A 19,767-nucleotide genomic window follows, 5' to 3' on the forward strand; every position below is an offset into this window, starting at 1 on the left:
AAGGAGCCCCATGTCCGAGCTCAGAGTCGGCCTCATCGGAGCCGGCGGCATCTCGCGCGTGCATGCCGACGCGTGGCGCGCCCTCGGTGCCCGCGGGACCGTGACGTCCCTGGCCGGCGCGGAGGCGATCGCCGCAGAGTACGGCATGAGTGTCGCCCCCGACGTTCCGACGCTGCTCGCCGAGGTCGACGTCGTGGATATCGTCACCCCGAGCAGCACGCACGCCGCCTTCGCCCTGGCCGCGATCGAAGCCGGCGTCCACGTGGTGTGCGAGAAGCCGCTGGCGGCGACCGCGGCCGAAGCGCAGCGCATCGTCGAGGCCGCCGACGACGCCGGTGTGCGCCTGTTCCCCGCCCACGTGGTCCGATACTTCCCCGAGTACGCGCACATCAAGGCGCGGATCGACGCCGGCGAGATCGGCGAGGTGGCGACCCAGCGCTTCTTCCGAATGGGTTCGGCGCCCGCCGCACCCTGGTTCTTCCAGGAGAGCAGCGGGGGCGGCGTGATCCGCGATCTGATGATCCACGACATCGATCAGGCGCTGTGGTTCGCGGGCCCGGCCGTGAGCGTGTACGCGGTGCAGAACCCCCCGACGGTCGATGACGTCGTGCCGAGCCCCGTCACCGCCCAGGTCGTGCTGACCCACGCCGGTGGCGCGATCTCCCACCTGCAGGCGACCTGGGTCTCACCCGGGCTGCCGTTCCGGACCAGCGTCGAGGTCTCCGGCGATCTCGGACGGCTCGCCTACAGCAGCGCGGACGACTCCTCGCTGCGATTGGACGCCCTGCCGTCCGCCGCGACGGACTACATGCCGCCGATGTCGCCCGCGGACAGCCCCTATTTCCGTGAGATCGCCGACTTCATGACCGCCCTGGGCCAGGGGATCGACGCCCGCGTCACCGGAGCGGACGGCGTCGCGGCCGTGGCCATCGCCGAGGCCGCGTACGCGTCGATCGCGTCCGGTCATCCCATCGCTCTCCCGGAGGTCTCCCGATGACGCTCAAGATCGCGATCCTCTCCTTCGCGCACGGCCACGCCCTCAGCTACGTCGCCGCTCTGCAGCAGATGCCCGGCATCGACCTGCTCGCGGCCGATCCCGACGGCGCGTCGGCCCCGGATGCCGCACCGCGCGGCGCCGCGCTGGCGGATGAACTCGGAATCGCGTACGTCGACAGTTACGACGAGGTGTTCGCCTGGGGTCCGGATGCCGTGATCGTGACGGCCGAGAACTCCCGCCATCGGGACCTCGTGATCCGCGCCGCCGAGGCCGGTGCGCACGTGCTGTGCGAGAAGCCGCTCGCCACGACCGTCGAGGACGCGATGGCGATGCGCGCCGCGTGCGACGCGGCCGGCGTGATCCTCATGGTCGCGTACCCCGTGCGCTTCGCCCCCGAGTTCCGCGATGCGCTCGCCCAGGTGCGCAGCGGAGCGCTCGGGCGGGTCATCGGCGTCACCGGCATCAACAACGGCAAGCTCCCGGCGGATCGCGCCTGGTTCACCGACCCGGCGCTCGCCGGCGGCGGCGCACTGGTGGACCACGTTGTGCACTGCGCGGATCTGCTCGATGAGCTGCTCGGAGAGCGCGCCTCCTCGGTCAGGGCGGTCTCGAACGGCATCCTGTACGCCGACCGCGGCCTGCCGGTCGAGACCGGCGGGATGGTGACCGTACGGTATCCGAGCGGCGTCATCGCCACCATCGACAGCTCCTGGAGCTGGCCCGTCTCCTCCCCCACGTGGGGCGGACTGACCCTCCAGATCGTCGCCGAGCGCGCCACGCTCACGGTCAGCCCGTTCGCCAAGGGCATCGCCGGTCATGACGCGGCGGGCGAGACGTGGGCGCCGACGGGTCCGGATCTCGACGGTCTGCTGCTCGCGGAGTTCGTCTCCGCACTGCGCGAGGGCCGCAGTCCCCAGCCGGACGCGGGCGTCGGCGTTCGGACGGTCGAGATCGTCAGGGCGGCGCAGGCGTCGGCCGCCGACGGCGGTTCCGTGGTGACCATCGGCTGACGGCCGCGCGAGAGCAGACGGACGATGACGACCAGGAACCCTGCGGAGAGCTGGCGGGAGCGGGCTCTCGCCGTCATGCCCGTCGGCTCGAGCACGAACTCGAAGGCTCCGACGCTGCTGCCGGAGGAGCCGGAGGTCATCGTCCGCGGGCTCGGGTGCCGGGTCTGGGACGACCGCGGCCGGGAGTTCATCGACTTCCGCAACGCGCTCGGACCGGTCACTCTCGGCTACGCGGATGCCGCGGTGAACGCCGCGATCACGGAGCAGCTGGCCGACGGCGTGCTCTTCGGGCATCCGCATCCGCTGGAGACGATCGCCGCCGAGCTCTTCTGCGATCTCGTCCCCGGGGCGGAAGCCGCGCGCTTCCTGAAGACAGGCGGCGAGGCGCTGGCCGCCGTCATCCGGATCGCCCGTGCCCGCACGGGCCGTGACCGCGTCGTGCAGATCGGCTACAACGGATGGCTGAACAGCGTGGCCGCGGGCGCCCGCGTGCTGCCCGGAGCGCACGCCGACGCGGTCCCTGGCGTCCCGACGGCGGTCGCGGCGCTGCACCACCAGGTGGCGTGGGACGATCGGAACACCCTGTCGGCGCTGTTCCGGGAGCACGGATCCGACGTCGCCGTCGTCCTCGTGGCGGCCGACTATCCCTCGCTCCCCGACGCGGCGGGTTTCTACGCGTACCTGCGCGAGATCACGACGCAGCACGGGGCGCTGCTGGCCTTCGACGAGATGGTGACCGGATTCCGCATCGCGATCGGCGGCGTCACCGAGCGCTTCGGCATCGCTCCGGATCTCGCCGTGTTCGGCAAGGGGATCGCCAACGGCATGCCCCTCGCCGTCTACTGCGGCCGCCGCGAGATGTTCGCGTCGCTCGACTGCGGCGAGGTCGTGATCAGCTCCACATACGCCGGCGAGACGCTCTCGCTCGCCGCCGCGATCGCCGTGATGACGGCGTACCGGGACCAGGACGTCGTCGGGAGGCTGCATCGCACGGGACGTCGCCTGCAGGCCGGCGTCAACGAGATCCTGTCGCGTCGCAGCATTCCCGCGCGCCTGACCGGACTCGAGGTGTGCCCGCAGTTCGTGGCGGAGGATGCGAGTGTCCTGCCGCGTCTGTTCCGCGCCGCGTTCGCCGCCGGGGTCTCGCTGTACTCGGTCGTCTACGTGAACCGCGCCCACACGGATGCGGACATCGACGAAGCGCTGCGGAGACTGGACCACGCATGGGGAGCGCTCCCGTGAGCGGGATCGACCTTCACACGCATCTCAGCGACGGGCGCTTCGATCCGGCCGTCTTCGCGCAGGGCGAGCGTCTCGGCGTGACGAGATTCGTGTGCAGCAACATCGGCGCCTACGTCCATCACCCGAGTCCCGACGACGTGCGCGAGATGAACGCGATCATGATCGCGGAGATGGCTCGGCACCCCGGCCGCCTTCTCGGCTACTGCTACGTCAACCCTCGGGGAGGCACCCGCACCCTGAGCGATCTGCGCCACTGCGTCGAGGACGCCGGGATGGTGGGGGTCAAGCTCTGGGTGTCGGCCTTCGCGGATGACCCGCTCGTCGACCCGTTCCTGGAGTATGCGGCAGAGCACCGGCTCATCGTGCTCACGCACGCGTGGCGGAAGACCACCGGTCAGCTGCCGTTCGAGAGCACCGCGGACCATGTCGCTCGCGTGGCCGCGCGGCATCCGGACGTCCGCTTCCTCATGGCGCATCTGGGCGGCCAGGTCGAGTCGGCGATCGATGCCGTCCAGCCGTTTCCGAACGTCGCCGTGGACACGTCCGGCACCATCATCGGGGCGGGCGACGTCGCCATCGCGGTCGAGCGTCTCGGCGCCGATCGTGTGGCCTTCGGATCCGACCTGCACCACTCCGGTCTCGCGGAGAACGTCGGCAAGGTGCTGGGCGCCGGTCTGGACGCGGCAGCCCTCGACCGCGTGCTCGGCGGCAACGCGCGACGGTGGCTGAGCGAGGTGACGGGATGATCGGCTCCGAAGCACTCAGGCTCCTCGACGGGTTCCGCGCCGAGCGCGCGATCGACACCACCTGCCACCTGGGCCAGTGGCCCTTCCGTCTGGAGGCATCCGCATCGGTCGGGGACCTGCGTGCGTACGCCGTCCGGCACGGACTGTCGGAGGTCTGGGTGTCGCATCTCGCGTCGCTGTTCGGCTTCGGCACCCGCGCCGGAAACGAGCAGGCCCTGAGGTCGTGCGCGGACGATCCCTTCCGCGTCTTCGTCGTCCTCGACCCCACCGCGACCACGTGGGAGCGGGAGCTCCGGTGGGCCGTCGCCTCCGGTGCCGCAGGCGTCCGGATCGCGCCCGGGTTCCACCGGTACCGCTCGCCGGCGGCGACGGAGGTCGCGATCGCGTGCGCCGAGCTGGATCTGCCGCTGCAGGTGCTGGTGCGGCTCGACGACGGCAGGGTTCGGCATCCGCTTCTCGCCGTCGAGGATCCGCGCCCCGAGGAGCTCGCCGAACTGCTCCGCGCGGCGCCGGACACCCGCATGCTGGTCAGCGGGCTGCGCATCGAGGAGTGGGAGCAGACGCGTCGCCATCTCGACGACATCGAGCTCCCGCGCGTGCACCTCGACCTGTGGCACGTCAACGGACCGCTGAACATCGTCGACGTGCTGGGGAAGGAGGAGGATCGCTGGGTGTTCGGCAGCGGCTATCCGGTGCAGACCCCGGAGGCGACGATGCTCCAACTCGCCGCCTCCGCGCTGGAGACATCGGAGCTCGCCGCCCTCACGAGCGGCAACGCCCGGCGCCTGATCTCCCGCTGAGATCGCCGCTCACCGCTGCGGATGGATGATCGCCTTCATCGACTTCGGTTCCGTCTTCGCCAGCATCAGGGCGTCGGCGGTCGCGGCCAGCGGGAAGTGATGCGTCACGATGGCCGCAGCATCCACCCGTCCGTCGGCGACGAGCGCCATCGCGGTCGGCCACGTGTGCGCGTAGCGGTTCACGAGGCTGATCGACAGTTCCCGCACGTTGAGCTTGGACAGCGGCAGCTCGACCGACTGCTTGGGCATCCCGACCATGGCCGCGCGCCCGCCGTTCATCAGGCGCCACAGCCCGTCCGCGAGCGCGTCGGGTGCTCCCGAGCATTCCAGCAGCACGTCGAACTCCGCCTCGTGCGACGTCTCGCCGCTCACCTTCTCGACCTCGAACCCCAGGGATGCCGCGAGATCCAGGCGGTAGTCGGACACATCGGCCACGACGACGCGCGAGGCGCCGAAGGCGCGGGCGACCTGCGCGGCGAGCACGCCGACCGGCCCCGCTCCGGTGACGAGGACGCTGTCCCCTGCTTGGAATCCCGCACGCCGGCACGCCCAGATCCCGACCGACAGCGGCTCGAGCATCGCCCCCTCGTCGAAGGACATGGTGTCCGGCATCCGGAAAAGGTTCCGCTCGTCCATCGCCAGCCGCTGCGTGAGCGCGCCGTCGTGGGGCGGGGTCGCGAGGAAGACGAGGTCGGGACACAGGTGATACCGGCCGGCGAGACAGTCGGCGCAGTCGCGGCAGGGCGTTCCGGGCTCGATCGCCACCCGGTCGCCGACGGCCACCCGCGTCACCTCGGCTCCGACGGCGACGACCTGGCCGGATGCCTCGTGCCCCAGAACGATCGGTCCGTCCACGACCCAGTCGCCGATGTAGCCGACCGTGTAGTACGCGGCATCGGATCCGCAGACGCCGACCGACTCGATCTGCACGAGCGCCTCCCGAGGCGCGAGCGTCGGCTCCGGGCGGTCCACGAGCTCGATGCGTCCGAGTTCGGGCATCACGGCGGTGTGATTCGTCATGCGATCAGCTTAGGTGCGGGCATGCCGGCGGGCTGTGACGCGTTGCACCTGTTCAGCGAAGAAAGGACTCCCCCATGCGCATCGACCTCTCAGGCAGGACCGCCCTCGTCACAGGCTCGACCCAGGGAATCGGTCGGGCGATCGCGGCGACTCTCGCGGATGCCGGCGCACGCGTCGCCGTCAACGGCCGCAGCGCGGCGACGGTGGCATCCGTGATCGCCGAACTCCAGGCCGAGAACCCGGACCGCTCGCTGGTCGCCGCGCCCGGTGATGTGACCACGACGGAGGGCGCGGATGCCGTGCTCGCCGCGACCGGCCCCGTCGACGTGCTCGTCAACAACCTCGGCATCTTCGGCTCGGAGAACGCGCTCGAGATCCCGGACGACGAGTGGCGACGGTACTTCGAGGTGAACGTCCTCGCCGCCGTGCGCCTGATCCGCGCGACCCTCCCGGGTATGAAGGAGAGGGGCTGGGGCCGCGTCCTCAACATCGCCAGTGACTCGGCCGTCGTGATCCCGGCCGAGATGATCCACTACGGCATGTCGAAGACCGCGCTCCTCGCCGTCTCGCGCGGGTTCGCGAAGGATGCCGCCGGCACCGGCGTCACGGTCAACTCCGTGCTGGCCGGGCCCACGCACACCGGTGGTGTCGAGGCCTTCGTCTACGAGCTCGTGGATCCGGCGCTGCCGTGGGACGAGGCTCAGCGCGAGTTCATGCGGGTTCACCGCCCGCAGTCTCTGCTGCAGCGGCTGATCGAACCCGAGGAGATCGCGAACATGGTCGCCTACCTCTCCTCGCCGCTCGCCTCCGCCACGACAGGAGCCGCCGTGCGGGTCGACGGCGGCTATGTGGATTCGATCGTCCCGTAGCGGAGCGGCCGCCAAGACGCTTCGCGCACCGGCCTGCCCTGAGCGGCCGACGCGGGCAGATGTGCGCGGTAGGGTGGCGACATGCACGTCGAGCGCCACGGAGACCCGTCGCGCCCGCGCATTCTGCTGCTGCACGGCGGGGGCGTCGCCGGCTGGATGTGGACGCCCGTGCGAGAGCACCTCGATCCTCGAACGCGGCTGCTGATCCCCGACCTCCCGGGCCACGATCGGAGCGCACACGAGCCATACACCTCGCACGAGCGCACCGTGGGCGACCTCATCTCGATCCTCGAGACCGAGAAGGCCGGCCCGACCACGGTCGCCGGGTTCTCCCTCGGCGCACAGCTGGCGGTGCTCCTCGCGGCGGAACGCCCCGACCTGGTCGACCGCGTGGTCGTGATCAGCGCCCAAGCGGAACCCACCCCCGCACCCCGTCTCGTGCTCGCCCTGCTACGGTCTGCATCGGGGCTGGCGCGCTTCCGATGGTTCGCACGCCTGCAGGCGAAGGAGTTGTTCGTCCCTCCCGCGTTGCTCGACGACTATCAGCGGACCTCGTCGGCGATGACGACGCCGAACCTGGTCGCCGCAGTGGGCGAGAACATCCGCTTCACCATCCCCGACGGCTGGAGGGCCTTCCCCGGGCAGGCGCTGATCCTCGCCGGATCTCGCGAGAAGGCTCTCATGAGGAGGTCTGCAGAGGCGCTTCACCGCTCGTCGCCCGGGAGCACGCTGGAGTTCGTCCGGGATGCCGGACACGGCATCCCGCTGCAGCAGCCGGAGCTGCTGGCACGATGGCTCGAGCACTGAGGATCACCGCAGCGACACCGGCCCCATGACCTCTCGTCGCCGGTCGCGCACCCACACGACCCCCTCCTCCCGCCGCTGGGCGCGAGAGGCGAACCGGTAGCGATACGACACCGCGCGCACCCACCGCGGGCGCTCCCCGTCGAACGGGTCGTCGGCGAGCAGGCGCAGCGTCGGGGCATCCGCCTCCAGCAGCCGCACGAGGAAGGCGGTGAACCAGTCGTCCAGCGAGCGCCCGAGCGGCAGGAACCACATCAGCCAGTCCAGCCGCAGGTGATACGGGGCGAACTGCCGCGGTACGCGACGCACCGCTCCCGGCTTGCCCTTGAACGCGTACTCCGCCCACTCCGCAGCATCCGGATCCGCGTCGCGCGTCCCCTCGACCACGATCTCGATGCGCTCCTTCGTGACTGTCCCGAACGCCCCGTACGCGTTCGCCAGCTGCCATCGGTTGAAGCTCGCGTTCATCAGCTGCCGGCGGGCGAACAGGTTGCGCAGCGCGGGCCAGCTCGGCACGAGGTACAGCACCCCGACAGCCGAGGTGATCACGACCCAGTACGGCGGGATCTGCTCGACGGGGCCGGAACCCGGAATCCCGATCGCCGAGAAGGCGAGCACGATCGTCGCCCAGTTCAGCCACGCGAAGTTGCCGGTCAGGACCAGCCACAGCTGGGTCGCGATCACGATGACGGCCGCCACCGCGCCGACGAGGATCGGCACCGGTCCCGGGACGAACAACGACAGGATCGGGGCGAACAGGAAGAACGGCACGACGAGCTGCGCGAAGTGATTGCCGAGCACCTCGGCCTGGTGGAACCACCGGGGCAGCAGGTGAGCCTGGCGGCTGAGCGGGCCCGGCATGGGCTGGGTCTCGTGATGGAACGTCAGGGCGGTCAGGTCCCGCCACTCGCGGCCGCCACGGATCTTGATCATGCCCGCGCCGAACTCGAGCCGGAACACCAGCCACCAGAACAGCACGATGACCACGGTCGGCACGGGCTCGTGCACAGATCCGAGGAACGCCGCGAGGAACCCCGCCTCGAGCAGGAGCATCTCCCATCCGAATGAGTAGAACGTCTGGCCGATGCTCGTGATCGACATGTACCCCAGCCACAGGGCGAGGAACAGGATCATCGGCACCCAGCTCGGGCCCTGCTGCGGGATGCCGAGGACGAGGGATGCCGAGACGACGATGCCCGCCCAGCACAGCGCCGCGAGGCGCCGATCCGTGTAGCGGAGGCGGAGGAAGAGCGTGGGGTGCAGCATCCGGCGCCGGCTCTTCGACGCCGCCACCCACTCCAGCAACTGTGGAGCGGGGAGCAGGCCGTTCTCTCCCAGCAGCGGACGGAACTGGTTCAGCGTGGAGACGAAGGCGACGAGATACAACGCCGCGATGCCCCGTTGCAGGACCTCGCGCGCGAAGAGGAAGTCGACAGCCGCGAAACCGTCCATGCCGCCAGGCTACGCCTCTCGCACCCGCCGGGTCGGGCGATAGGCTTCCCCGGGACGCCTGCGGACGGCTCCGGTCGTCGGGACATCGAAGGGATGCTCATGGACAACACCGGGTTCGACGAGCTGTTCGGCGGCGCGCCGCTGATGGCGATCCTCCGCGGCATGGGCCCGGAGAGAAGCCTCGCGGTGTCGACGACGGCGTGGGACCTCGGCATCGACGTGGTCGAGCTGCCGATTCAGACCGACGAAGACATCGAGGCGCTGCGCGTGGTCGCCGCCGCGGCGAAGGAACGCGGCAAGCTCGTCGGCGCCGGCACGGTCGTGTCCGCCGAGCATGTCGCCCAGGCGGCGTCCGCGGGCGCTTCGTTCACCGTCAGCCCTGGCTTCGATCTCGAGGTCGTCCGCGCATCGCATGACGCCGGGCTGCTCAGCATGCCCGGCGTCGCAACGGCCAGCGAGGTGCAGCTCGCCATGAAGGCGGGGCTCACCTGGCTGAAGGCCTTCCCTGCCTCGGTGCTCGGGGCATCCTGGCTGAGCGCCATGCGCGGCCCCTTTCCCCAGGCGCGTTTCGTCGCCACCGGCGGCATGAGCGCTGCCAACGCCGGCGAGTATCTGCACTCGGGCGCTCGAGTCGTGGCCGTCGGTTCCGCGCTGGAGGATCCTGCTCAGCTGCCGATGCTGGCTGAACTCCTCGGCCGATGAGAATGGGGCGCCGCCGCGGGCGCTGCGACGCCCCAGACCCTTCAGATGTGGATCACTCAGTCACGACCCAGTCGAGCTGGTCGCCGTTCTCCTCGAGCCATGCGTCGACCGCCTCGGGCTCCTGACCCGAACCGAACTCGTTCACGACCAGGTTCTCGAGCGAGCCGTACTGCGCGTCGTCGAGGGTGATCCGCCCGATCAGCTCCGCGGCCTCCGGGAACTCCTCGGAGAATCCCTTGTGGCCGACGAAATGCAGCCCCTCGGGATCGCCGTACCCGTCCTCGGTGTCCTCCAACTCCTTGATGTCGAAGACGTCGTTCACCCAGTAGGGCTTCCACAGCGTGACGACGATGTCCTCCTGGTTCCGGATCGCGTCCTCCAGCACCGTCAGCATGGCCGGCGTGGACGACGTGACCAGTTCGTACTCGTCGTCGAGGCCGTAGGAGGGCAGCAGGGACTCCTGGGCGTACGTCGCCGCCCCCGAACCCGGCTCGATCGTGTAGATCTTGCCATCGAAGCGATCTGCCTGTCCGCGCAGATCGGCGATCGAATCCAGTTCGACGTAGGAGGGGACCGCGAGCATGCCACTCGCCTGGTCGTAGTACGTGCCGAGATCCTCGAGATCGGACTCGTATCTCTCCCAGTACCCGGCCTGTGCGACGTCGATCCACGCCGACGGATAGATGTCGATGTCCCCTTCGGACAGCCCCGTGTACAGAGGCCCGGCCTCGGTGAGCGTGGTGAGCTCCACGGTGTAGCCCTGCTTCTCCAGCTGGTCCTTCAGCAGGAAGCTCATACTGAGCGAATCCGTCCAGGCCGGCAGGTAGCCGACGGTGATCGTGCCCTTCTCGTCGGTCTGCGGTGCTGTCCCGGGGTCACCTCCGGATGAGCACGCGGTCAGCGCCAGGGCGCCCCCCGCGCCCAGGGCCAGGATGCCGAGGATGGGACGTGTGCGTCCGGTCATTTTCGTTTCCTTGTCCATGAGATCGGGATGCTGCGGGGAAGTCACTCGGTCACGGCCCAGTCGAGCTGGTCGCCGTTCTCCTCGAGCCATGCGTCGACCGCCTCGGGCTCCTGACCGGAACCGAACTCGTTCACGACCAGGTTCTCGAGCGAGCCGTACTGCGCGTCGTCGAGGGTGATTTGCCCGATCAGCTCCGCGGCCTCCGGGAACTCCTCGGAGAAGCCCTTGTGGCCGAGGAAATGCAGACCCTCCGGGTCGCCCATCCCGTTCAGCGGGTCATCGAGTTCCTTCAGGCCATAGGCGTCGATCGCCCAGAACGGCTTCCAGAGCGTGACGACGACATCCTCCTGCGACTGGACGGCATCGTCCACCACCGTCAGCATGGCCGCGAGCGACGAGGAGGTCAGGCTGTACTCGTCGCCGAGCCGGTGCGCGGGGAAGAGCTTCTCCGCCGCCATCGTCGCCGTTCCCGACCCGGGTTCGATCGTATAGATCCTGCCGTCGAATCGGTCCGCCTGCCCTTTGAGGTCCTCGACCGAGTCGATGTCGTCCACGTAGTCGGGAACCGCGAGGAACCCCTGTGCACCCTCGTAGTAAGTGCCGAGATCTTCCAGATCGTCGCCGTACTTCTCCATGAACGCCTTCTGCGAGATCTCCGGCCAGGCCGACGGATAGATGTCGACGTCCCCCTGGGCGAGCGCGGTGTAGAGCATGCCGGGCTCCGTGAGCGTCTCCAGCTCCACGTCGTAGCCGAGCTTGGTGAGCTGGTCCTCCAGCAGGTACGCGTTGTTGACGGCATCCGTCCACGACGGCAGGAAGCCGATCGTGATGGTGCCCTTGTCCGAATCTCCCGATGCCCCGGCCGAGTCGTTCGTGCAACCGGTCAGCGCCAGAGTGGCGCCCATCCCGAGAACGAGGATGCCGGCGGTGATGTGCGTGCGCTTCGTCATGTTCCGTATGTGTCTTCCGTGTCGTATGTCGTTCCTGCGGGCGCGATGAGAAAAGGGGCGCCGCAGCAGACGCTGCGACGCCCCCTTTCCTCAGGCGTGGATCACTCGGTGACGACCCAGTCGAACTGGTCGCCGTTCTCCTCGAGCCAGGCGTCGACCGCCTCGGCTTCCTCGCCCTCGCCGTACTCGTTCACGACGAGGTTCTCGAGCGCACCGTACTGCGCGTCGTCGAGCTTGATCTGCTCGACGAGCTCCGCGGCCTCCGGGAACTCCTCGGCGAAGCCCTTGTGACCGATGAAGTTCAGGGTCTCGGGGGTGCCCATGGCGCCTTCCGGATCCTCGAGCGTCTTGACGTCGTAAGAGCTGTTCGCCCAGAACGGCTTCCACAGCGTGACGACGACGTCCTCCTTGTTGTCGATCGCCTCGCCCAGCACCGTCAGCATGGCGGCCGTCGACGACGTCTGAAGGGTGTACTCCCCCTCGAGGCCGTAGGTCGGGATCATGGACTCCTGCGTCTGCTTGGTCAGCCCCGCACCCGGCTCGATGCCGATGATCTTGCCGTCGAACATGTCGGCGTTGCCCTTGAGCTCCGCGATCGAGTCGATCTCGGTGTAGCTCGGGACCGCGATCGTCAGGACGGCGTTGTCGTAGTAGGCGCCCAGGTCCTCGAGATCGTCGCCGTACTGCTCCATGTAGGAGGCATGCGTGACCTCGGGCCAGGCCGACGGGTACATGTCGACGTCGCCCTGGGCGAGGCCGGTGTACAGCGGGCCCGCCTCGGTGAGCTCTTCGAGCTCGACCGTGTAACCGAGCTTCTCGAACTGGTCCTGGAGCAGGTACGCCATGCTCAGACCGTCGGTCCACGCGGGCAGGAACCCGAGAGTGATGGTGCCCTTGTCTCCGTCGGCGGAGCCTTCGCCGCCGTCTCCGCCGGCCCCCGTCGCGCAGCCCGCGAGGGCGAGGGATGCGGTGACTCCAAGTGCTGTGATGGCTGTGATGTGCCGGGTGTTCTTCATGGTGCTTCCTTTCGTATGCTGTGATGCGTTCCGTATGGGTTCAGGTGAGTAGTGCGTCAGGCCAGGGCGGACGCCGCGGCAGACGATGCCTGGTTGCGCTGCGCCCTGCTGCGGGCGAGCACGCTCAGCAACGACGAGCCGTACTCGTTCGGCGTGCCGAGCGCGGCCGTGACCCGGTCGAGGTAGACGGCCACCAGCACGACGCCGAGTCCGGCCTCCACGCCCTTGGCCGTGTCGACGGTCGAGATCGCCAGGACGACCTCCTTGCCGAGTCCGTCGGCGCCTGCCATGCCGGCGATGACGACCATCGACAGCGAGAGCATGATGATCTGGTTGACGCCGGCCATGATCGACGGCATCGCGAGCGGCAGCTGGATGCCCCGCAGGATCTGTCCCGGCTTCGCGCCGAACGCCTGACCGGCCTCCACGGTCTCGGAGTCGACCCCGCGGATGCCGAGCTCGGTGAGCCGGACGCCAGGGGGCAGCGCGAAGATGACGGTCGCGACCAGGCCCGGAACGACGCCGATGCTGAAGAACACGATCGCCGGGATCAGGTAGACCATCGCCGGCATCGTCTGCATGAAGTCCAGGACGGGCTTGAGGATGAGACGGACGGTGTCGTTGCGCGCCGACCAGATGCCCAGCGGGACGGCGATGGCGATCGCCACGAGCGCCGAGACGAGGACCAGCGCGAGCGTCTGCATGGCCAGCTCCCACAGCCCCATCGAGACGATCAGCAGGAACGAGATGACCGTTCCGACCGCCATCTGCCAGGACCGCACGAGCCACGCGATGAGCGCGAAGATCGCGATCATGATCGGGAACGGCGTGCCGACCAGGATGTCCGTGAGGCCGTCCACGAGGAAGCGGACGACGAACGAGATGACGTCGAGCAGACCCGCGAGGTTGTCCTTGATCCAGTCGACGACGGCCGAGACCCACTCGCCGAGCGGGATGCGGAAGCTCTCCATCACAGCACCTCCTTCTCGGTCGCGGATGCCACCGGCGCGGCGGCATCCGCGGCGAAGCCCTCCTGGAGCACCGCGTCGATCTCGGCCTGCGGAACCGGCAGGTGCGGCAGGGTGATCTCCTCGGTCGCACCGGGGCCGGGGCCGAGGGCGGCGAGCAGCGTGACGCGCGGGATGACGCCGACGAGGCGCCCTGCGGCGTCCGTCACTGCCAGCGGCAGCGGAGACTCCACAGCGGGGACGAACAGGTTCATGAGGATCTCGTCCTCGGACACGCTCTGCGGGACCGGCTTCACGATGGAGGCCAGCTGCGAGTCCCCCTTGCGGATCATCTTGACCGCGTCGCGGTCGGTGACGATGCCGATGAGCTTGCGATCGCGACCCGTGACGTATGCGGCCGACATGTAGGCGTCGCGCATCTGGCGCAGTGCGGTGCGCGGGCCGGCGGACTCGGCGACGACGGGACGCGGCCGCTCCATGACGTTCGCCGCGGTCAGCACGCGAGCGCGGTCGACGTCCTGCACGAACTGCTCGACGTAGTCGTTCGCAGGATCGGTGAGGATGTCTTCCGGCGTGCCGATCTGGACGATGCGGCCGTCGCGCATGACCGCGATCCGGTCGCCCAGGAACATGGCCTCGTTGAGATCGTGCGTGATGAAGACGATGGTCTTCTGCAGCTTCTGCTGGAGCTCGAGCAGCTGCTCCTGCATCTCGCGGCGGATCAGCGGGTCGAGCGCGCTGAACGCCTCGTCCATGAGCAGGATGTCGGTGTCCGCGGCGAGCGCTCGGGCGATGCCGACGCGCTGCTGCATCCCGCCGGACAGCTCGGAGGGCAGCTTGTCGCCCCAGCCGGCCAGCCCGACCATGGCCAGCACCTCTTCGGCCTTGGCCAGGCGCTCGGCCTTGGGAACGCCCTTCAGCTCGAGCGGATAGGCGACGTTCGCGGCGACGGTGCGATGCGGCAGCAGCGCGAAATGCTGGAACACCATCGAGACGTTGTCGCGACGGATCTCGCGCAGGCGGGCAGCAGGCACATCGGTGATCTGGTCGCCGCCCACGATGACGGTGCCGTCGGTCGCGTCATGCAGACCGTTCAGCATGCGGATGATGGTGGACTTGCCGGAACCCGACAGTCCCATGATGACGAAGATCTCGCCTCGGTTGACGGTGAAGCTCGCGTCGATGACGGCGGCCGTCCCGGCGTCGAGGACGTCGGTGCGGGATTCGCCGGCCTTCAGGCGGCGGACGGCTTGGTTCGGGTTCCGTCCGAACACCTTGAAGAGATGGCGCGCAACAAGTGCGGTTTCGGTCACGTTTCCCCCGCGGCTCACCGTTCCAGGGTCGCGGTGAGGCCGCTTCGGTTACGCCCGGGTGATGTTCACAAGGCCGTTTCGACGACGCTGCACTGGCGGCACGGACGGCGGATTTCGGATCCCCCGCAAAAGAACATCGACCGTACGCCCACGCCTCTTCGGTAGCACAGCGATTCGAAAGAAGGACGCGGCCGCGGACTGGTCTTCGGGCCACAAGGCCCGCATTCCACCGTAACGAAATGGCCGGTCAGGGCCAAATCCCGGCGTGTCGGACCCCGTGGAATCGGCGTCTGAACGGGGGATTAGACGATACATCCGCGTATCGGGAATCAGCGTCGGATGCTGCGGGCCACCGTGAACTTCGGGGTGCGGCGGACCTGCTGGGACGGCCCGATCAGGCGGGTCAGTTCCCCCTTGTACCCCAGGCTCGAGTTGTACACGGTCCACAGCTCGCCGCCGGGGCGGAGGATGCGCGCCGCGGCTTCGAACAGGCGCGACGCGGCTGCGGTGTGGACGCTCGTCCCGAGGTGGAACGGCGGGTTCAGCAGGACGACATCCGCAGTGGCATCCGGGATCTCCGACGCGGCGTCGTCGTGCACCACAGCGACTCGGTCGCCGAGTCCGTTCGCGGTCAACGTCTTCCGGGCGGATGCCGCGGCCGCCGCCGAGCGATCGGTCGCGATGACGCGGTCGTCGGGATGGGCGAGGGCCCAGGCCGCTGCGAGGGCGCCGGTTCCGCACCCCAGATCGACGACGGTCCGGTTCCTGGTCCCGTTCGTCTCTTGCGGACTGCGCTCGGCCAGGACGTCGAGCAGCACTCGGGTTCCGATGTCGATGCGCGCCCCGGCGAAGGCCCCTCCGTGCGCGACGAGGGTCAGCCCGAAGTCGGGATGCTCGTGGCGGACCGGGTACGGCGGACGTTCCGGCACGGGACGCGGATGCGCGGCGACGATGAGCCGCGACTTCCGCTGGGCCCGTTGCGGCTGCACCTGCGCGAAGGAGCCTGCGAGCACCTCGTTCTGGGCGAGAGTCATGTGCTTGACCCGGCCGCCGGCGACGAGCACGACATCGTCCGCTGCCCACCTCGCCACGGCATCCGCGATCTCCTCGAGCTCGGCCAGCGCTTTGGGCAGCTGCAGCAGAACGAGCCGCGCTCCCGTCAGCAGCGCGTCGTCCAGTTCGTGCGGCACGCAGCCCGCGAGCCCGAGGGCGAGGGCGTTGCGCGCGAGTGCGCGCCGTCCGGTCGCCAGGTCCTGATGGACGCGGACACCGTCGAAGCCGGCATCCAGCAGAGCCAGCGTGATCGCCCCGTAGCCGTCGCCGATCACGGCGAGCTGAGAACCGGTCAGTCCGCGCTCCGTGGCGAGCTCGATCCCGCGCTCGACGAGCAGCGGATCGGTGGCGTCGTGCGCCTGCAGGTTCGGCGCCTCCACGTCGGGAGACCGGCTCAGCCGGTCGTACGGGAACTCGGGCACGAACCCACCCTAGGCGTCCAGGTCGTCGAGCAGTTCGACGGCGGCCCGCGCGTAGTCCCCGATCCAGCGATCGAAGATGCGCTTGATCGGCAACGGGGCGAGCGTCAAGTGACGCTCGCGCCCGACCTTCCGACCGATCACGAGTTCGGCCCGCTCGAGCACCCGCAGATGCTGCAGCACCGTGGTGCGGTCGAGCTCGGGGAACTGCGCGCACAACTGACCGGTCGTGCGCGGGGAGAGCCGCAGTGCATCGAGCATTCGACGCCGGATCGGCGCGGCCAGAGCCTTGAAGACAAGATCGTCGTCGCCTCTGGCCTCATCCGAATTCATGTTGTAATCTTACAACATGTCAGACACCGAAGACCTCACTGAACTGTCCTTCACGGTATCGGGGCGCATCTCCAAGCCGATCGCCGAGACCTATGAGGCGGTCGTCGATCCGGCGCAACTGTCGCGCTACTTCACGACCGGAGGCGCTCGCGGGCGCCTGGAGGCTGGAGCCGAGGTCTCGTGGGACTTCGCCGACTTCCCCGGACGCTTCCCCGTCACGGTGGTCGAAGCCGTGGCGCCGGAGCGCATCGTCATCGAATGGGAGGGCGAGAACACCACCGCCGAGTCCGGCACGACGACGACCACCTTCGAGTTCGCATCGATCGACGACGGCACCCGGACGCTCGTGACGATCACGGAACGCTCCTGGCGCCCGACCGAGGACGGCGCGAAGGCGGCGTTCGGCAACTGCGAGGGCTGGACGGGCATGCTCGCGGCACTCAAGGCCTGGGTGGAGTACGGCATCGATCTGCGCGAGGGCTTCTACCGCTGAGCCTTGACGGCGACTGAACAACTGTTTAGTCTGCTGTACATGCGTTCAGCATCCGAGGATCTCACCGCCCGAGCGCGCATCCGCGACACCGCGATCGCTGCCTTCGCCCGCGACGGGTTCGACGCAACGAGCCTGCGCGCCATCGCGCGCGAAGCCGGGGTCAGTCCCGCCCTGATCGTGCACCACTTCGGCGATCGCACGGCTCTGCGCGAAGCGTGCGACGACTACGTGGTCGCAGCGTTCATGGACGAGAAGCACGACCTCATCTCGGCCCCCATGCAGGATCGCATCCGCGCCGCACTGAACGATCTCGAGCAGTACGGCGCCTACATCGACTACCTCGGGCACATGCTCCGCGACGGCTCGGCCGCGTCGGACAGACTGTTCGACAGCATCCTCGCCGCCACCCGGTCCGTGCTGGACGAGCAGCGTGCGGCAGGCCTGCTCGAACCCACCAGCGACCCCGAGATGACCACGCTCCTGCTGACCCTCATCGGCCTGGGCCCCGTCATCATGCGCGGCCAGATCGCGCGCGTCCTCGGTGAGGACCAGCTGAGCGCCGAAGGACTCCGGCGCACCACGGTCCCGACGCTCGAGCTGCTGACGCACGGCATCTACGCCACGGACGCCTTCCTCGAGGGCGCGCGCAGCGCGCTCGAGGCGGAGAAGGCGGATGCCGAGGCATCCGAGAACGCGGAGGAGCGGCCATGACCGACATCATCGAGACCCGCGGGCTGCACAAGCGCTACGGCCACCGCATCGCACTGCACTCGCTCGATCTGCGTGTGCGCCCCGGCACCGTGTTCGGGCTGATCGGGCCGAACGGTGCCGGTAAGACGACGACCCTGCGCACGCTCGTCGACATCATCCGCCCCTCGTCGGGCTCCGTGCGGGTGCTCGGCGAGGACCCTCGTCATGCGGGAACCGCGCTGCGCCGGCGGATCGGCTACGTACCCGGCGAGCTGCGCCTGGACGGGCGTGTGACGGGGCGCCGTCTCCTCGGGTTCTACGGAGAGGTGTCCGGGTCGCGCGCGGACAACGCGGCTACCAGGCAGCGCGGACACGAGATCGCGGAGCGGCTCGGTGTCGATCTCGACCGGCCGGTGCGATCGCTGTCCAAGGGGAACAAGCAGAAGCTCGGGCTCATCCAGGCCTTCATGCACGAGCCCGAGCTCCTGATCCTCGACGAGCCGACGAGCGGACTCGACCCGCTCGTGCAGCGCGAGTTCCTGCAGATGGTCCGCGAGGCGAGGGATGCCGGCCAGACCGTGCTGCTCAGCTCGCACGTCCTGAGCGAGATCCAGCAGACGGCCGACGAGGTCGCCGTCCTCGCGAACGGACGGGTGGTGGCGGACGGGGACGTCGCGTCGCTGCGACTCGGCTCGATCCGCCGCGTCCGCGCCGGACTCGGCGGGGTGGATGCCGCGGCCATCCGTGCCGTCTTCGAGCGGATCCCCGGGATCGAAGCGCTCGAGGTCTCCCCCGACGACGGCGGCGTGCGGCTGTCCGCCACGATCGAGGGAGCGATCGATCCGTTCGTGAAGGAGCTCGCGCGCCATCCGGTGCACGGCCTCACCGTGGAGGAACCCGACCTCGAGGAGTCGGTGCTGCGACTGTACGGTTCGGATGCGGTCGCCATCGATCCCGCCGCGGCGACGGCATCGATGGAGCGCCCGCCGGCCGAGCCGGCGACGCGACGAGCGCGGCGCGCCATGAGGGGAGGACGCGATGCGTGACAGCTTCCTTCCGGTCTTCCGGCGCAGCGTCCGGGAGTCGTGGCGCGGCGTCCTCGGCTGGACGATCGGCCTGGCCGCCGTCCTGTTCCTCTACCTGCCGCTGTACCCGAGCCTGGGCGGCGACGGGCAGCTGGAGGAGATCATCTCGGCCCTTCCGAAGGAGCTCGTCGAGACGCTGGGGTACGACCAGATCTCCAGCGGAGCGGGGTATGCCCAGAGCACGTTCTTCGGACTCATGGGGTTCCTGCTGCTGACGATCGCCGCCGTCATCTGGGGCTCCGCCGCGATCGCCGGGTCCGAGGAGAACGGCCGTCTCGAACTGGATCTCGCGCACGGCATCGGACGTGGGCAGTACGCCCTGGAGTCGGCCCTCTCGGTGCTGGTGCGGCTCGCCTGGCTCGGCGGTTTCTCAGGCCTCGTCATCTGGGGGCTCAACAGCACGGCCGAACTGGAGCTCGAAGCACCGCACCTCGTGGGCGCCGTCGCCGCGCTGACCGGGCTCGCGTTCCTCACCGGATCCGCCGCCCTGTTCGCCGGCGCCGCCGCCGGCCGGCGCGCGTGGGCGACCGGGGCGGGAGCAGGCATCGCCGTCCTGGGGTACATCCTGCAGGCCCTCGCCAAGCAGTCGGATGATCTGGAGTGGCTGAACGCGCTGTCCCCCTACGCCTGGGTCTACCACCAGCCGCCCCTCGCCGACGGCGTGCACGCGGGCGGCCTGGCGCTGACGTGGGGCCTCGCTCTCGCGCTGTGCGCGGCATCCGCGGTGGCGCTGCGCCTCCGCGACCTCCGGGGCTGACGGCCGACGAAGCGGGTCCGGCGCCATGAGGCGCTGGACCCGCTTCCTCGATGCCGGGGTTGACACGCCTTGGGTTGTATGGTT

The 19,767-nt window shown here is 69.3% G+C and carries 21 protein-coding genes; 12 read left to right on the forward strand and 9 right to left on the reverse strand.

Annotation, left to right across the window (positions count from 1 at the left end; translation table 11 throughout):
- The first annotated feature begins 10 nt into the window (after positions 1-10).
- The 5 genes from AC3RXZ_RS10420 to AC3RXZ_RS10440 are packed head-to-tail and all read left to right on the forward strand — an operon-like array spanning position 11 to position 4,795.
- A complete protein-coding gene (locus AC3RXZ_RS10420) occupies positions 11-997 on the forward strand; it encodes a Gfo/Idh/MocA family protein (protein WP_243228724.1) in 987 nt (328 codons plus the stop codon).
- The gene (locus tag AC3RXZ_RS10425; protein WP_491493977.1) at positions 994-2,007 is read left to right on the forward strand and encodes a Gfo/Idh/MocA family protein; all 1,014 of its coding nucleotides are present in this window, start codon (positions 994-996) and stop codon (positions 2,005-2,007) included. Before AC3RXZ_RS10420 ends, AC3RXZ_RS10425 begins: the two co-directional genes overlap by 4 nt.
- A gap of 24 nt (positions 2,008-2,031) precedes the next feature.
- The gene (locus AC3RXZ_RS10430; RefSeq protein WP_491493978.1) at positions 2,032-3,249 is read left to right on the forward strand and encodes an aspartate aminotransferase family protein; all 1,218 of its coding nucleotides are present in this window, start codon (positions 2,032-2,034) and stop codon (positions 3,247-3,249) included.
- Entirely contained in the window at positions 3,246-3,995 is a 750-nt protein-coding gene (locus tag AC3RXZ_RS10435) for an amidohydrolase family protein (protein WP_491493979.1), read from the forward strand. The genes AC3RXZ_RS10430 and AC3RXZ_RS10435 overlap by 4 nt, the downstream gene beginning before the upstream one ends.
- Positions 3,971-4,795, forward strand: coding sequence for an amidohydrolase family protein (locus tag AC3RXZ_RS10440; RefSeq protein WP_498265587.1), 825 nt, complete (start codon positions 3,971-3,973; stop codon positions 4,793-4,795). Before AC3RXZ_RS10435 ends, AC3RXZ_RS10440 begins: the two co-directional genes overlap by 25 nt.
- Before the next feature lie 9 nt (positions 4,796-4,804).
- Here the strand turns inward: AC3RXZ_RS10440 and AC3RXZ_RS10445 are convergent, their stop codons facing one another.
- Positions 4,805-5,815 carry an NAD(P)-dependent alcohol dehydrogenase gene (locus AC3RXZ_RS10445; RefSeq protein WP_243228719.1) on the reverse strand — a complete coding sequence of 337 codons (1,011 nt, stop codon included), beginning with the start codon at positions 5,813-5,815 and terminating at the stop codon, positions 4,805-4,807.
- A gap of 74 nt (positions 5,816-5,889) precedes the next feature.
- On the opposite strand from AC3RXZ_RS10445, the gene AC3RXZ_RS10450 reads away from it, so the two are divergent.
- Together AC3RXZ_RS10450 and AC3RXZ_RS10455 are read left to right on the forward strand one after the other, a co-directional pair.
- A complete protein-coding gene (locus AC3RXZ_RS10450) occupies positions 5,890-6,684 on the forward strand; it encodes an SDR family NAD(P)-dependent oxidoreductase (RefSeq protein WP_243228718.1) in 795 nt (264 codons plus the stop codon).
- Positions 6,685-6,765: 81 nt separating this feature from the next.
- The gene (locus AC3RXZ_RS10455; protein WP_243228717.1) at positions 6,766-7,491 is read left to right on the forward strand and encodes an alpha/beta fold hydrolase; all 726 of its coding nucleotides are present in this window, start codon (positions 6,766-6,768) and stop codon (positions 7,489-7,491) included.
- 3 nt (positions 7,492-7,494) lie between these two features.
- Here AC3RXZ_RS10455 and AC3RXZ_RS10460 read toward each other — a convergent pair whose 3' ends face one another.
- Positions 7,495-8,940, reverse strand: a complete 1,446-nt coding sequence (locus tag AC3RXZ_RS10460; protein ID WP_491493981.1) for a lipase maturation factor family protein — start codon at positions 8,938-8,940, stop codon at positions 7,495-7,497.
- 99 nt (positions 8,941-9,039) lie between these two features.
- On the opposite strand from AC3RXZ_RS10460, the gene AC3RXZ_RS10465 reads away from it, so the two are divergent.
- Positions 9,040-9,642: a bifunctional 4-hydroxy-2-oxoglutarate aldolase/2-dehydro-3-deoxy-phosphogluconate aldolase gene (locus AC3RXZ_RS10465; protein ID WP_243228715.1), complete on the forward strand. Its 603-nt coding sequence runs from the start codon at positions 9,040-9,042 to the stop codon at positions 9,640-9,642.
- Between the two features lie 52 nt (positions 9,643-9,694).
- Here AC3RXZ_RS10465 and AC3RXZ_RS10470 read toward each other — a convergent pair whose 3' ends face one another.
- The 7 genes from AC3RXZ_RS10470 to AC3RXZ_RS10500 form a co-directional block, all read right to left on the reverse strand.
- Positions 9,695-10,606: a glycine betaine ABC transporter substrate-binding protein gene (locus AC3RXZ_RS10470; RefSeq protein ID WP_243228714.1), complete on the reverse strand. Its 912-nt coding sequence runs from the start codon at positions 10,604-10,606 to the stop codon at positions 9,695-9,697.
- A gap of 41 nt (positions 10,607-10,647) precedes the next feature.
- A complete protein-coding gene (locus tag AC3RXZ_RS10475) occupies positions 10,648-11,556 on the reverse strand; it encodes a glycine betaine ABC transporter substrate-binding protein (protein ID WP_491493982.1) in 909 nt (302 codons plus the stop codon).
- 101 nt (positions 11,557-11,657) lie between these two features.
- Complete coding sequence (locus AC3RXZ_RS10480) at positions 11,658-12,572, reverse strand: glycine betaine ABC transporter substrate-binding protein (protein ID WP_243228712.1); 915 nt, start codon at positions 12,570-12,572, stop codon at positions 11,658-11,660.
- 56 nt (positions 12,573-12,628) lie between these two features.
- Entirely contained in the window at positions 12,629-13,543 is a 915-nt protein-coding gene (locus AC3RXZ_RS10485; protein WP_491494118.1) for an ABC transporter permease, read from the reverse strand.
- Positions 13,543-14,853, reverse strand: coding sequence for a quaternary amine ABC transporter ATP-binding protein (locus tag AC3RXZ_RS10490; RefSeq protein ID WP_243228708.1), 1,311 nt, complete (start codon positions 14,851-14,853; stop codon positions 13,543-13,545). Before AC3RXZ_RS10490 ends, AC3RXZ_RS10485 begins: the two co-directional genes overlap by 1 nt.
- 329 nt (positions 14,854-15,182) lie before the next feature.
- Complete coding sequence (locus AC3RXZ_RS10495; protein WP_491493983.1) at positions 15,183-16,328, reverse strand: class I SAM-dependent methyltransferase; 1,146 nt, start codon at positions 16,326-16,328, stop codon at positions 15,183-15,185.
- Between the two features lie 9 nt (positions 16,329-16,337).
- The gene (locus AC3RXZ_RS10500) at positions 16,338-16,658 is read right to left on the reverse strand and encodes an ArsR/SmtB family transcription factor (RefSeq protein WP_491493984.1); all 321 of its coding nucleotides are present in this window, start codon (positions 16,656-16,658) and stop codon (positions 16,338-16,340) included.
- 16 nt (positions 16,659-16,674) lie between these two features.
- On the opposite strand from AC3RXZ_RS10500, the gene AC3RXZ_RS10505 reads away from it, so the two are divergent.
- From AC3RXZ_RS10505 to AC3RXZ_RS10520, 4 genes are read left to right on the forward strand one after another with little or no spacing between them, the layout of a single operon-like run.
- Complete coding sequence (locus tag AC3RXZ_RS10505) at positions 16,675-17,151, forward strand: SRPBCC domain-containing protein (RefSeq protein ID WP_491493985.1); 477 nt, start codon at positions 16,675-16,677, stop codon at positions 17,149-17,151.
- Between the two features lie 39 nt (positions 17,152-17,190).
- Positions 17,191-17,862, forward strand: coding sequence for a TetR/AcrR family transcriptional regulator (locus AC3RXZ_RS10510; protein WP_491493986.1), 672 nt, complete (start codon positions 17,191-17,193; stop codon positions 17,860-17,862).
- Positions 17,859-18,887 carry an ABC transporter ATP-binding protein gene (locus AC3RXZ_RS10515; RefSeq protein ID WP_243228698.1) on the forward strand — a complete coding sequence of 343 codons (1,029 nt, stop codon included), beginning with the start codon at positions 17,859-17,861 and terminating at the stop codon, positions 18,885-18,887. Before AC3RXZ_RS10510 ends, AC3RXZ_RS10515 begins: the two co-directional genes overlap by 4 nt.
- Complete coding sequence (locus AC3RXZ_RS10520; protein WP_243228696.1) at positions 18,880-19,683, forward strand: ABC transporter permease subunit; 804 nt, start codon at positions 18,880-18,882, stop codon at positions 19,681-19,683. Before AC3RXZ_RS10515 ends, AC3RXZ_RS10520 begins: the two co-directional genes overlap by 8 nt.
- Positions 19,684-19,767 lie beyond the last annotated feature (84 nt).

Source organism: Microbacterium cucumeris (assembly GCF_058349845.2).